Origin of the sequence: Phenylobacterium sp., assembly GCF_025351295.1 — a bacterium.
Classification (GTDB): domain Bacteria; phylum Pseudomonadota; class Alphaproteobacteria; order Caulobacterales; family Caulobacteraceae; genus Phenylobacterium.
The window spans coordinates 1-13,648 of record NZ_JANXWD010000103.1; the positions used below are offsets into that span (position 1 = coordinate 1).

Sequence of the window (13,648 nt, forward strand, 5' to 3'; positions counted from 1 at the left end):
TGGCTCGTCATCCCGGCCTTGTGCCGGGGATCCATTCCGAAGCTGTCGCGACGCTGTGCGGCAGGCCGCGCTGCGCGGCCTGCTCCCGCGACCGGGCCGGCCGGACGAGGATCCCCGGCACAAGGCCGGGATGACGAGCCAGGAACGGGGCGCGCCCTACCGCCCCGCCGCCTCTGCGCTCATCCCCAGCTGGTCGAACAGGAACACTAGCTGATCGGTCTGTTCGGCGATCCGGTCGTCGAGCGACGAGCCGATGCCGTGGCCCGAGGTCTTGGAGGTCCTGAGCAGGATCGGGCGGTCCGAGCCGGTCGCGGCCTGCAGCTCGGCGGCGAACTTGCGCGAATTCAGCGGATTGACCCGCCCGTCATTGGCGCCAGTCAGAAACAGGATCGACGGATAGGTCACGCCCTCGGTCACATGGTGCAGGGGCGAATAGGCGTAGAGCGCCTTGAACTGCGCCGGGTCCTTCACCGTGCCAAATTCAGTGACGTTGAAGGCGCCGTTGGGGTCTAGCTCGACCCGCATCATGTCGTAGATGCCCACCGCCGAGACCACGGCCCGCGCCAGCCCGGGATGCTGGGTGATCTCGGCGCCCATCAGCAGGCCGCCGTTGGAGCCGCCGCGCAGGGCCAGCTTGTCGTGGGTGGTGTAGTGGTTGGCCACCAGCCAGTCGCCGGCCGCGGCGAAGTCGTCAAAGACGTTCTGCTTCTTGGTCAGCATGCCGTCGGCGTGCCAGCGCTCGCCGTACTCCCCGCCGCCGCGGATGTTGGCTTCCACATAGACCCCGCCACCGTCCAGCCACAGCCGGCTCATGGCGCCCAGGAAGTGCGGCGTCTGGTTGATGCCGTAGCCACCGTAGCCGTACAGCAGCGTCGGATGGCTGCCATCCAGCTTGAGGCCTTTGCGGGCGATGATGTTCAGCGGGACCTTCGTGCCGTCCTTGGAGGCGGCGAAGGCCCGGGTGACCTCCATATCCTCGAACGAGATCGGCGAGGTCACCGCCAGGCCGGTCCGGACACTGGCGCCGGTCCGGGCGCTCCATCGGGCGTAGTAGGATGGGGTCTGGTAGGTGACCACATTGTAGAGCACGTCGCCGTCCGGCAGCGCCGCGATGTCGGCTACCGAGGCGATCGGCGGGATCGCCAGGATCGCGCCCCTACCCGACGCGTCGTAGGCGGTAAGCTGGCTGGGCCCGCCGGCGATGCGGTTGACGAACAGCTTGCCGCCCGCCGCCACCAGCGGCTTGCCGGCCTCGCCGCCGTCGACGATGGCCGCGTCCTTCTGTTCGGACACGAACAGCGCCGCCTTGGCGAAGCCACCGGTGTAGGGCGCCTTGAGCTTCAGCACCTTGCCCATCGGCGCGTTCAGACGCGACAGGCCGAAGGTCGTCCCGTCCCTGGCCATGGCCGCAGCGATCACCCGGTCCTCATAGGCGGCCACCTTCAGCGCCGGCTGGCCCTGCCGCAGCACGAAGATCTGCCACTGCCCGCCGTCACCCAGCTGCACCGACGCCAGCGCGGCGGGCGCGGCGTTGTCGTTGTCGAGGAAGATCTCGGCGGTGCGCGGCAGGCCGTCGACGGTCCCCAGCGCCAGCGGGTCCTTCGCCGCGTCGGCCCCGAGACGGTGGAAATAGGCCTGCTGGTTGAAGTGACGCTCGCCCTCGGGCCCGCTGGTCGGATAGCGCGTGTACCAGAAGCCCTGGCCATCCGCCGCCCAGGCCACGCCGCCGCCAGCGGTCGGGTACTGCACCGCCGCGATCGGCGTCTCCAGCTCGCGCCCCCTGGCCACCTCATAGACGTGCAGCGTCCCGTCCTCGCTGCCGTTCTTCGACAGCGACACCGCCACCTTCGACCCGTCCGGCGAGGCCACGTACCAGTCGATCTCGGTGTGGCCTGACGGGTCGAGCGCGTTCGGGTCGAGGACCGCGACGCGGCTCGCCGGTTCGGCCGCCGCATTCAGCCGCACCAGCTGCGGCTGCTGCTTCGCCGGGTCGTTATAGAGCGCGAATAGGCTCGCGCCCTGCGCCTGGAGGCTCGAATAGGACGGCGAGGCCGCGGTGATCAGGCGCTTCAGCTTGGCCGCCACCGCCTCGCGGCCCGGCAGGGCGTCCAGATAGCCCCGCGTGCGGTCGTTCTGCGCGTCGCTCCACGCCTGCACCGCCGGGTCATCCCCGTGCTCCAGCGCCCGATAGGGATCGGCCACGGTCACGCCCTGGATCACGTCAGTCGTTGCGCCCACCGGAAAGACCGGCGCCGGCGGCAGCGCCCGGGCGGTCATCGGCGCGGCCAGGGCGGCAAGGAACAGGGCGGTACGCAGGCGGGACATCGGCGTTCCTTCGGCAGGTCACGGCAGGCTTCCGCGCACCTTCAGCGTGACAGCCCCACCCACGTCAAGCCGGTCCGCCGGTTGACGATCCGTGGTACGATAGCGACATAGGCCGCGGAGCATCCCATGACCGACATCCTCGACGCCGACTACCGCACCGGCCAGATCAAGATCCATGGCCCCGAGGGCTTCGAGGGCATGCGCCGCGCCGGCCGCCTCGCCGCGGAGTGCCTGGACATCCTGACCTCGCACGTGGTTCCCGGCGTGGTGACCCAGGCCCTGGACGACCTGGCGCGCGAGTTCATCCTGGATCACGGCGCCCTGCCCGCCTGCCTGGGCTACCGCGGCTACACCAAGACCACCTGCATCAGCCCCAACCACATCGTCTGCCACGGCATCCCAGGCGAGCGGACCCTGCGCGAGGGCGACATCGTCAACATCGACGTCACCGTCATCGTCGACGGCTGGCACGGCGACACCTCTCGGATGTGGGGCGTCGGTCCGGTCGCGCCGCGCGCCAAGCGGCTGGTGGACGTGACCTATGAGTCGCTGGAGCGCGGCCTGGCCGCCGTCAAGCCGGGCGCCCGCACCGGCGATATCGGCCACGCCATCCAATCCTACGTCGAGAGCATGCGCTGTTCGGTGGTCCGCGACTTCTGCGGGCACGGACTGGGCAAGGTGTTCCACGACGCGCCCAACATCTTGCACTTCGGGCAGCGCGGCGCCGGCGAGGTGCTGAAGCCCGGGATGTTCTTCACCATCGAGCCGATGGTGAACCTGGGCAAATCCCCGGTGAAGCTGCTCTCCGACGGCTGGACGGCGGTGACCCGCGACAAGTCCCTGTCGGCCCAGTGCGAGCACTCGGTCGGCGTCACCGAGACCGGCTACGAGGTCTTCACCGGCTCGCCGATCGGCGAATACCGCCCGGCGATGATCGCCGCGTGACGCCGGGCGCTCGGTAGCCCCCTTCCGCCACCGCTCGTCATCCCCGTTTTGATCGTCATCCCCGGCCTTGTGCCGGGGACCCATGCTTCAGCTTGCGCGATTCCCTGCGCCAGGCCGCGCGGCGCGGCCTGCTCCCCCGACGTGGGCGGCGGCGCGATGGATCCCCGGCACAAGGCCGGGGATGACGACGCGAGGGGGTGAATCACATATCGCGCCGGCGCTCCGCACCATTGCCGCGCAGGACCAACGGCGCGATGCTCGCTGCATGCTGAAGTTCGCCCTGGCGCTTGGCGCCGCCCTGGTCCTGGCCGCCCCCTCGGCCGTCGGCGCCGATCCCACCAATCTCGGCGTCGCCTTCATCTGCGGCGCGGAGCGACCCGACGCGCCGGCGGGCCCGGCCGGGACGATCATCGCCGGCGTGGGCGCCGAGACCTTCAAGGTCGATACGGCCAACCCGGAGGCCCAGACCTGGTTCGACCAGGGCATCCGCCTCTACCACGCCTTCTACCATGAGCCCGCCAAGCTGGCCTTCGCCAAGGCCGCCGCGCTGGACCCGGCCTGCGCGCTCTGCGCCTGGGGCGTGGCGCTGTCGGTGGGGCCGAACCTGAACAACGCGATCTCGCCGGCCGAGACGGTCGCCGCCCTGGCGCTCGCCGACCACGCCGCCACCCTGGTGAAGCCCGGTGACGCACGCGCCCAGGCCCTGATCGCCGCCCTGCAGCTCCGCTACGGCCCGACCGCCCCCAAGGAGGGCCGCGAGCAGGCGTACGGCCACGCCATGGACGCCGTCTTCCAGCGCTTCCCGGCGGACGACGAGATCGGAAACCTGGCCGCCCATGCCCTGCTGACGCCGGCCCGGCAGGACGACTTTTCCGGCGTGCCGCGCGGCCAAGAGATCCTGAAGATCATCCTGGCCCGCAGCCCCGACGACGCCGCGGCGATCCACTACTACATCCACGCCACCGAGTTCGCCCGCCACCCCGCCGAGGCCGTGCCCTACGCCGACCGGCTGGCGGGCCTGGCCCCCAACGCCAGCCACCTGGTGCACATGGCCGCGCACACCTTCATGCACGTGGGCCGCTACGAGGAGGTGGCCCTGGTCGACGCCCAGGCCCTCAGCGTCGACGCCAACCAGCAGCGCCGCCACGGCTGGACCGGTCCACTGAGCGGCGAGCGCTACTATTCGCACAACTACCAGTTCGGCCTGGCCGGCTCGCTGATGGCCGGCGACGGGCGCCTGGCGCTGAAGTACGCCGACCACGGTCCGGTCGCGTTCCCGGCAGCCTCCGCGCCCGAGCGCCGCAACACCATACGCGCCCGCAGCCTGGTGGCCCTGGGCCGCTTCGCCCCCGACCGCGCGCTGGCCGTGCCGGACCTGGCCGCCGATCCGCGCCTGGTGAAGATCTACCGCCACTATGCCCGCGGCGAAGCCTATGCGGCCAAGCGCGACGCTGCCGGCGTCTCGACCGAGGCCGCCCAGCTCACCACCCTGCTGGGCGAGGCCGCCAAGGCCAGCGACACCGGCAACGTCACCCTGGCCACCCTCGCCTCGGAGGTGCTGGCGGGCCGCGCCGCCATGCTGAACGGCCGCCCCGCCGACGCGGCCCCGCACTTCGCCAAGGCCACCGCCCTGCAGGAATCGGCGTTCCCGTTCGCCAAGAACTTCGACCCGCCGCCCTGGTGGTATCCGGTCCGCCGCAGCCTGGCCGCCGCCCAGCTGCAGGCCGGCCATTACGCCGAGGCGGCGAAGGAGGCCAACGCCAGCCTGGTCGACTGGCCGCGCGACGCCCTGGCGCTGCGCGTCCTGGCCGAGGCCGAGGCGAAGCAGGGCCAGACGGCCGCCGCCCGCACCCACCGCGCCCAGGCCCGGCGCGAGTGGCGCGGGGATCTGGCGCAGGTCCCGGTCAACCTGACGTAACGCCAAGCTTGGGCATCGTTACACATCCCTCACTTGCCCCTCCGGCCCGGGCGGGGCAGCTTCAGGCCAGGGACGGGGTGGAAGTCGGACAATGCTTTCGATCAGGGGCCTGACGCACGTCTATCCGAACGGGACGCGCGCGCTGGACGGTGTCGATCTGGAGATCGGCAAGGGGATGTTCGGCCTGCTGGGTCCGAACGGGGCCGGCAAGTCCACCCTGATGCGCGCCGTCGCCACCCTGCAGACCCCCAGCGCTGGCGCCATCGCCTTCGGCGACATCGACGTGGTCGCCCAGCCGGAGAAGCTGCGCCGCACCCTGGGCTACCTGCCGCAGGACTTCGGAGTCTATCCGCGGGTCTCCGCCCTGGACCTGCTGGACCACATGGCGGTGCTGAAAGGCATCGCCGGCAAGGGCGAGCGCAAGGACACCGTAGAGACCCTGCTGCAGCAGGTGAACCTGTGGGACGTGCGCAAGAAGGCCGTGGCCGGCTATTCCGGCGGCATGCGCCAGCGCTTCGGCATCGCCCAGGCGCTGATCGGCCGGCCCACCCTGATCATCGTCGACGAGCCCACCGCCGGCCTCGACCCGGAGGAGCGCAACCGCTTCCTCAACCTGCTGGCCGAGATCGGCGAGAACGTGGTGGTGATCCTGTCGACCCACATCGTCGACGACGTCTCCGACCTGTGCCCGCGCATGGCCGTGCTGGCGGGCGGCCGCATCCTCAAGGAAGGCGCCCCCGCCGACCTGGTCCACGGGCTGGAGGGCCGGGTCTGGCGCAAGACCATCGACCGCGCCGACCTGGACGCCGAGCGCGCCCGGCATGAGGTGATCGCCACCCGGCTCTCGGCCGGCCGCCTGATCGTCCACGTCCTGGCCGAGACGCGGCCCGACGCGACGTTCGAGGCCATTCCGGGCGGGTTGGAGGACGTCTACTTCTCCACCCTCGCCGCCTCGCGCCGCGCGGCCTGAGCGCGGCGATGTTCGGCAAGATCGCCGCCTTCGAGCTGCGCTACCAGCTCCGCCAGCCGATCTTCTGGATCGCGACCCTGCTGTTCTTCCTGCTGGTGTTCGGCTCGGTCACCATCGACCAGATCACCATCGGGTCCGGCGGCAACGTCCACAAGAACTCGCCCCGCGCCATCGGCCAGGTGTGCCTGATCATGGGCATACTGTTCATGTTCGCCTCCACCGCCTTCGTCGCCAGTGTGATCGTGCGCGACGAGGAAACCGGCTTCGGGCCGATCGTGCGCAGCACCCGGATCGGCAAGTTCGACTATCTGTTCGGCCGCTTCTCCGGCGCCTTCGCCGCCGTGGCCCTGGCCTTCCTGGCGGTGCCGCTGGGCCTCGTGGTCGGTTCCTTCGCCCCCTGGGTCGATTCCGAAACCCTGGGGCCGAACCGCCTGGGCGACTATGCCTTCGCCTATCTGTGGCTGGCGCTGCCGGGGCTGTTCCTGACCTCGGCGCTGTTCTTCTCGCTGGCCACCGTCACCCGCTCGATGATGAGCACCTACCTGGGCGTGGCCGCCTTCCTGGTGGTCTTCCTGCTGATCCGGGTGGCGCTGCGCGACCCTGACCGGCTGCAGATCGCGGCGCTGGCCGACCCCTTCGGCAGCGCCGCCTGGAGCCTGGCCACCCGCTATTACACCGCCGCCGACGCCAACACCCTGAACCCGCCGATCGCCGGGCCGCTGCTGTGGAACCGGCTGATCTGGGTTCCGGTGGGGTTCGCGGCGATGGCGCTGGCCTACCTGCGCTTCCGCTTCGAGGCCCGCCCGGGCAAGCGCAAGGCCGAGCGGGCCGAGGCCGCCCCGCCGCCGCAGCTGGCCCGCCTGCCCGCCCCGACGTTCGGCGCCGCGACCGTCTGGGCCCAGCTGACCAAGCGCACCCGTTTCGAGATGGGCCAGGTATTCAAGAGCCCGGCGTTCGTGGTCTTGCTGCTGCTGGGCCTGTTCAACAGCCTGGCCGGGCTGATCCTGGGCGCCGACGTCGGCGGCGCGGCGATCCTGCCGGTCACCCGCTGGTCGATCCAGACCCTGAACGGCTCGTTCGTCTTCCTGGTGCAGATCGTCGCCGTCTACTACGCCGGCGAGCTGGTCTGGCGCGAGCGCGACCGCCGGACCCACGAGATCGTCGACGCCACGGCGGTTGGCGACTGGGCCTTCATCCTGCCCAAGACCCTGGCGGTGGCCCTGGTGCTGGCCTCCATGCTGGCGGTCAGTGCGCTGGCCGGGATGGCGGTGCAGCTGGGTCGGGGCTTCTTCGCCCTGCAGCCCGAGAAATACGTCTGGTGGTTCATCGTCCCCAACGCCTGGGACTGCGCCCTGGTGGCGGTGCTGGCGGTGTTCCTGCAGGCGATCTCGCCGCATAAGTTCGTCGGCTTCGGCCTGATGGTGCTCTACCTGATCGCGACGCAGACGCTGGCCACGATCGGCTTCGACCACAACCTCTACCTGTTCGACGGCACGCCGCCGACGCCGCTCTCCGACATGAACGGCCAGGGCAAATATGCGGCCTTCGCAGCCTGGTTCCGCGCCTACTGGAGCGCCTTTTCGGTTATCCTGCTGGTGGTCTCCTACGCCCTGTGGCGGCGCGGGACCGAGACCCGGCTGATGCCCCGCCTCAAGCGCTTGCCGCGCCGGCTGCTGGGCCCGGCGGGCCTGATCGGCGGCGTGGCCCTGGTCGCCTTCGCCGCCCTGGGCGCCAACATCTTCTACAACACCAATATCGAGAACCCGTACCGCAACACCATCGAGGGCGAACAGTGGCTGGCCGACTACGAGAAGGCGTTCCTGCCCTATGAAAAGCTGGTCCAGCCCGCGATCACCGACGTCGAGCTGGACCTGGACCTGCACCCGCACGCGCCCAAGCTGACCACCGAGGGCGTCTACCACCTGCTCAACGACAAGGCCGTCCCGATCCGCGAGCTGCACGTGCGCCTGAACCGCGACACCAAGGCGCTGCAGATGTCGGTGAACGGCGCCTCGAAGGTGAAGACCTTCGACCGCTTCAACTACCGGATCTTCACCTTCGACCGCCCGCTGATGCCCGGCGAACGCACCGCGCTGTCGTTCCAGACCGTGATGTTCCAGGACGGCTTCAAGAACTCGGGCAACACCACCCGGCTGGTCGACAACGGGACCTTCGTCGACAACTTCGAGTTCGGCCCGGTGGTCGGCATGGACCGCGACCGCCTGCTGCAGGACCGCGCCAAGCGGCGCAAATATGGCCTGCCGCCCCAGCTGCGGCCACCCAAGCTGGAGGACCGTTCGGCCCAGGCCCGCAACTACCTGGCCAACGCCTCGTGGGTGAACGCCGACATCAGCGTCACCACCGACGCCGACCAGACCCCGGTGGCGCCCGGCTACCGCATCTCCGACGTCACCCGGAACGGGCGGCGCACCATCCGCTTCCGCACCGACGCCCCGGTGCTGAACTTCTTCTCGGTGCAGTCAGCCCGCTACGCGATCAAGCGCGAGGTCTACAAGGGGGTCGAGCTGGCGGTCTATTACGACGCCCAGCACCCCTGGAACGTCGACCGGATGATCCGGTCGCTGAAGACCGGGCTGGACTACTACCAGGCCAATTTCAGCCCCTACCAGTTCCGCCAGGCCCGCATCCTGGAGTTCCCCGACTACGCCCAGTTCGCCCAGTCGTTCGCCAACACCATGCCCTACTCCGAGGGCATCGGGTTCATCGCCGACGCCACCAAGCCCGACAAGATCGACTACCCCACCTACGTCACCGCCCACGAGCTGGCGCACCAGTGGTGGGCCCACCAGATCATCGGCGCCGACATGCAGGGCGACACCGCGCTGTCGGAGACCCTGGCCCAGTATTCGGCCCTGATCGTCATGGAGAAGACCTACGGCGCCGACGGCATCCGCAAGTTCCTGAAGACCGAGCTGGACGGCTACCTGCGCGCCCGCGGCGGCGAGGCGGTGGAGGAGCTGCCGCTGATCCGGGTGGAGGACCAGCCCTACATCCACTACCGCAAGGGCTCGCTGGTCATGTACCTGCTACGCGACCGCATCGGCGAGGCCAAGGTCAATGCGGCGCTGCGCACCCTGCTGAAGCAATATGCGTTCAAGGGTGCGCCCTACCCACGCTCCCAGGACCTGGTGGACGCCCTGCGGGTCCAGGCCGGCGCCGATCCGGCCGCCCAGCAGCTGATCACCGACCTGTTCGAGAAGATCACCCTCTACGACTTGAAGACCCGCACCGCGGCCGCCACGAAGCGCGCCGATGGCCGCTACGACGTGGTGCTGACGATCGAGGCGAAGAAGGCCTATGCCGATGGCAAGGGCAAGGAGACGCCGATCGCGATCCCCGCGACCGAGGTGTTCGACCTGGGCGTGTTCACCGCGGAACCCGGCAAGCCGGGCTTCTCCTCGAAGAACGTGCTGAGCTTCGCGCCCGTCCACCTGCGGTCCGGCGTGCAGACCGTGAGGGTGACCGTGGACAAGCCGCCGCGGTTCGCCGGCATCGACCCCTACAACAAGGAGATCGACCGCAACTCCGACGACAACGCCATCAAGGTCAGCGGCCTCTAGGCCGGCGCGACGGCCAGCATCAGGATCACGGCGAACGCCGCCGCCAGCACGCCGATCAAGGTCGCAAACTTCATCCGCTCATCCCCATCCGCAGGCAGGGTGCGCCGGCCGCGGTCGCGGCGCGTCCCCTGATTGGGGGTCTCGATTTTCGCTTGCCACGCCGGAACGTATAATGAACATTGGCGAGCGTCATGCGCCATCCCCTCGCCGTCGAAGACGTCTCAGCCCAGAGCGACCTCTGGACGATCCGCCCTGCGCCGGCGCCGAAGCCTCACTACACAGGCCACCGCGACCGGCTGCGGGATCGGGCCGCGACCGGCGGCCTGGCCGCCCTGCCCGACTACGAGGTGCTGGAGCTGCTGTTGTTCCGCGCGATCCCGCGTGGCGACCTCAAGCCGCTGGCCAAGCAGCTGCTGGCCCGCTTCGGCTCGCTGGGCGCGGTGCTGGGCGCGACGCCAGAGGACCTGCGCACGGTCACCGGCGTCGGCGAGGCGCTGGCCCTCGACCTCAAGCTGATGCACGAGGTCACGCTGCGCGCGGCCCGGGAGAAGGTCGTACGGCGCCCGGTGATCTCGTCCTGGAACGCGCTACTTGCCTATGTGAAGACCGCCCTGGCCCATGAGGCCCGCGAACAGTTTCGCGTCTTGTTCCTCGACAAGAAGAACCAGCTGATCGCCGACGAGGTGATGAACCGCGGCACCGTCGACCACGCCCCGGTCTATCCGCGCGAGGTGGTCCGCCGCGCCCTGGAGCTTTCCGCCAGCGCGGTGATCCTGGTGCACAACCATCCGTCCGGCGACCCCACGCCGTCGCCGGCCGACATCGACATGACCCGTCAGGTGGCGGAGGCGGGCCGCACGCTTCGCATCGCCGTCCATGACCACCTGGTCGTCGGCCGCGACGGCGTGGCGAGCTTCAAGGCGCTTGGATTGCTGTGAAGACAATCCCGCCGGCCGCCTGCCCGTCAACTGGGGCAAGGCGCTTGCGGACTATCCCGCGAGCGACCCGCGCCACCTCGAGCGTTGCGGCCCGGGCGTCGGCGACAAGACCACCCTCAGCGAGGGGGTGGACGTCGGCTACCGCTGGTTCGATCGCCAGCGGATAGAGCCATCCTCGCAAGGACGACGGCGGAAACGCCCCGCTCGGGGCTCTCTGATCCACAACGAGCTCTTGCCACCAGGCGTCTGGAACCGCGCGTCACGGGCCTGACGACCGAGCTTCGTCACCGGCCGCAGTCTTAGAGCGTGAGGATCTGACACCATGTCCGTCATCAATGGAACACCCGGGGCCGACGCGCTCAAGGGCACGGCGCTGGGCGATCGGATCAACGGCGCCGACGGCGACGATGTCGTCCGCGGTCTCGGCGGCGCCGACACCTTGAACGGCGGCGCGGGCGCCGACCGCATCTTCTGGACGCGCGGCGACGGCTCGGACCTTGTCGAGGGCGGCGCGGGGGTGGACACCCAGTTCATGTCCGGCAACGGATTCAACATCCAGGCGAGCGGCAGTCATGCCCTCGTGGCGGACGGCGGCGAGACGGTCGATCTGCACGGCGTGGAGATGATCCAGATCCAGGCCCAACCCGGCGCCATGCCGGTGAGCGTCGGCGACCTGAGCGGCACGGACGTGCGCGAGGTGGTGATCCAGCTCGACGCGCAGCACGCGGCCGCCGACCTGGTGGCCCTGACGGGCGGGACGACCAACGACGTCGTCTCGGTCCAGGTCTTGAGCGCGGCCGGCATCCGGGTCCTGGATAGCGTGAACGGCGTGCTCCAGACCTCGGGGATCTCGGGCCTCGGCTCCGCGGATTCCGTGAGCTTCGGTGGTGGCGGCGGCAACGACAATATCGCGGTGGTCACGCCGCACGACATCGCGAGCGTGGCGACGATCTCCGTCCACGGCGACGATGGGGCGGACACCATCACCGGCTCCATCGGGGCCGAGCGGCTGTTCGGCGATGCGGGCGACGACCGGATCGTCAGCGGCGGCGGCGCGGACACCATCGATGGCGGCGCGGGGAACGACATCCAGTTGATCACCGGCCGGGACAGCGCCGATTCGGTGGGGCTCAGCGCTTCAGGCGGCCATCTGCGCGAGACCGTCGGCGGGGCGACCTCGGACGTGGTCAATGTGGAGACGCTCAACATCCGCCCGCTCGGTCAGGGCGATTTGATCAGCGTCGGCGATCTCTCGACCACCTCCGTCCGGACCGTCAACATCGACTTGTCCGGTGCTCGTGGCGGACAGGACGGCGCGGCTGACACGGTGGTCCTTCCGGCGACCGGGTCGATCCACACGGCGGACGACACGGTGCTGTCACTTACCTCGGCGGCCGACGGATCGAGCCTGCAGGCCGTTTACGTCACCAAGGGAGCCGTGACTGAGACGGTCAACGTGACGGCCCTCGGCGCGAGCGACGTCATAAAGCTGGCCGGCGGCGACGGCGACGACGCCTTCTCAATCAGCGACTTCAAAAGCACCGTGGGCGTCCAGGTGGATGGCGGTCTCGGTAAAAACGCCTTGGGCCTCGAGGGGACGGCCGGGAACGATACGATCGCCGTCACCGAAAACGCCGGCCACATCGGCGTGGCGATGAATGGATCGGCGCCGATCGACATGATCAACGTCTCCAGGATCTCCATGAGCGCTGGCGCTGGCATGGACACGATACAGCTCGGTGACCTGGGAGGACCGAGCGGACTTGTCACGGAGGATATCGACCTGTCTGGCCCCGGCGGCGTCTCGGACGGCCAGGCCGATACGGTGGTCGCCAATATGACCCTCGTTAGCGGTGAAATCCTACGAGGCGCTCAGTATGGCGACCTCACAAGGCAGGACTTTACCGTCGACGAGCCCGACCGTCATGAGAGAGGCAGCGTCTACGTCGATGGCATGGACGCCAAGGACCACATTGTGATGAACCTGTTGGGGGATGCTCCTTTCGAACTGTGGGGGCCCTTCAACCAGACAGACTTCCACCTGGGTTCCGGCGACAACACCCTAAACTGGTGGGTCGAGAAACGCGGTCACGATTCCGTCGATGGCGGGGCCGGCACGGACACCTTGAACATCGGACTCGCGCCGTGGTTGCGGCAATACGACGATAGAAGCTGGGCCATCAGCCTCACCGCCACCGGCGGCTCTTCTACGGTGGCGATGCATCACGTCGCCGATTCCAGCCCCGCAGGCGTGACCGATCTTGTCGTCGATCTGACTCACATAGAGCGCGTATCGCTGTCCGGCGGCGGCGGCAGTGACACGATCCTCGTCGGCGATCAGAGCGGGACCGTTGTGAAGCACGTCGACATCGACGTGGGCGGTGTGGGACCGGACGGGGACCGGGACTTCGTGCTGCTGGACGGCACCGCGGGCGCGGACACCATCTTCGTCGCCCAGACCTCCGGGGACCTGACGGTGAACGGCCTGGCCTCCAGCGCCCTGATCCACAACCTCGACAGCTCGGACCATGTGTTCATCCGCTCCGGCGCCGGCGACGACCTCATCGACCTGACCAACCACAACCCTGGGCGGGGCGTGGTCCACCTGGACTCGGGCCTGGGCAACGACACGATGATCGGTGGGTTAGGGGCCGAATCCTTCGAGTTCCACGGCGGCGCCGGGGGCCAGGACGTGGTGATCGGATTCCGCGGCCACGCGCTGGGGGGCGAGGCCGATGTGGTCTCGGTGTTCAGCACCGTCGATCACAGCGTCGCCGACCTGTTCGCGCACGGTCACATCTTCCAGTCCGGCGCCAACGTGGTCCTGACGGACGGGGCCGGGGCGTTCCTGACGCTGGCCAACGTCAGTCTCGCGTCGCTGTCGGCGAGCGACTTCCTGTTCTAGACCTCCTCGCCGTGAACGGGGGAGGTTGTGAGCTCACCGCCCAAGTTTCGACCGGATCGCGGTAGA

Annotated in this window: 8 protein-coding genes; 6 read left to right on the forward strand and 2 right to left on the reverse strand. The window is 69.3% G+C overall.

Annotated elements, in window-relative coordinates; translation table 11 throughout:
* Positions 1 to 156 precede the first annotated feature (156 nt).
* Complete coding sequence (locus tag Q0R13_RS14290) at positions 157 to 2,325, reverse strand: prolyl oligopeptidase family serine peptidase (RefSeq protein ID WP_293905041.1); 2,169 nt, start codon at positions 2,323 to 2,325, stop codon at positions 157 to 159.
* 126 nt (positions 2,326 to 2,451) lie between these two features.
* Here Q0R13_RS14290 and map point away from each other — a divergent pair, with 126 nt between their 5' ends.
* The 4 genes from map (at position 2,452) to Q0R13_RS14310 (ending at position 9,739) form a co-directional block, all read left to right on the forward strand.
* Complete coding sequence (map, locus tag Q0R13_RS14295; RefSeq protein WP_293905043.1) at positions 2,452 to 3,270, forward strand: type I methionyl aminopeptidase; 819 nt, start codon at positions 2,452 to 2,454, stop codon at positions 3,268 to 3,270.
* A gap of 265 nt (positions 3,271 to 3,535) precedes the next feature.
* Positions 3,536 to 5,188, forward strand: coding sequence for a hypothetical protein (locus Q0R13_RS14300; protein WP_293905045.1), 1,653 nt, complete (start codon positions 3,536 to 3,538; stop codon positions 5,186 to 5,188).
* A gap of 91 nt (positions 5,189 to 5,279) precedes the next feature.
* The gene (locus Q0R13_RS14305) at positions 5,280 to 6,158 is read left to right on the forward strand and encodes an ABC transporter ATP-binding protein (protein WP_293905047.1); all 879 of its coding nucleotides are present in this window, start codon (positions 5,280 to 5,282) and stop codon (positions 6,156 to 6,158) included.
* Between the two features lie 8 nt (positions 6,159 to 6,166).
* Entirely contained in the window at positions 6,167 to 9,739 is a 3,573-nt protein-coding gene (locus Q0R13_RS14310) for a M1 family aminopeptidase (RefSeq protein WP_293905049.1), read from the forward strand.
* On the opposite strand, the gene Q0R13_RS14315 is transcribed toward Q0R13_RS14310, so the two are convergent.
* Entirely contained in the window at positions 9,736 to 9,939 is a 204-nt protein-coding gene (locus tag Q0R13_RS14315) for a hypothetical protein (RefSeq protein WP_293905051.1), read from the reverse strand. The genes Q0R13_RS14310 and Q0R13_RS14315 overlap by 4 nt on opposite strands.
* Here Q0R13_RS14315 and radC point away from each other — a divergent pair.
* Entirely contained in the window at positions 9,931 to 10,677 is a 747-nt protein-coding gene (gene radC, locus Q0R13_RS14320) for a DNA repair protein RadC (protein ID WP_293905053.1), read from the forward strand. The two genes, Q0R13_RS14315 and radC, sit on opposite strands and share 9 nt — an antisense overlap.
* 322 nt (positions 10,678 to 10,999) lie before the next feature.
* Positions 11,000 to 13,582 (forward strand): hypothetical protein, encoded by a 2,583-nt coding sequence (locus Q0R13_RS14325; RefSeq protein WP_293905055.1) that lies wholly within the window; start codon positions 11,000 to 11,002, stop codon positions 13,580 to 13,582.
* Positions 13,583 to 13,648: the final 66 nt, after the last annotated feature.

What these genes read in the sequence shown, in the direction of transcription:
- Q0R13_RS14290 (WP_293905041.1), bottom strand. Translation starts at nt 2,325, where the DNA reads ATGTCCCGCCTGCGTACCGCCCTGTTCCTTGCCGCCCTGGCCGCGCCG.
- map (WP_293905043.1), top strand. Translation starts at nt 2,452, where the DNA reads ATGACCGACATCCTCGACGCCGACTACCGCACCGGCCAGATCAAGATC.
- Q0R13_RS14300 (WP_293905045.1), top strand. Translation starts at nt 3,536, where the DNA reads ATGCTGAAGTTCGCCCTGGCGCTTGGCGCCGCCCTGGTCCTGGCCGCC.
- Q0R13_RS14305 (WP_293905047.1), top strand. Translation starts at nt 5,280, where the DNA reads ATGCTTTCGATCAGGGGCCTGACGCACGTCTATCCGAACGGGACGCGC.
- Q0R13_RS14310 (WP_293905049.1), top strand. Translation starts at nt 6,167, where the DNA reads ATGTTCGGCAAGATCGCCGCCTTCGAGCTGCGCTACCAGCTCCGCCAG.
- radC (WP_293905053.1), top strand. Translation starts at nt 9,931, where the DNA reads ATGCGCCATCCCCTCGCCGTCGAAGACGTCTCAGCCCAGAGCGACCTC.
- Q0R13_RS14315 (WP_293905051.1), bottom strand. Translation starts at nt 9,939, where the DNA reads ATGGCGCATGACGCTCGCCAATGTTCATTATACGTTCCGGCGTGGCAA.
- Q0R13_RS14325 (WP_293905055.1), top strand. Translation starts at nt 11,000, where the DNA reads ATGTCCGTCATCAATGGAACACCCGGGGCCGACGCGCTCAAGGGCACG.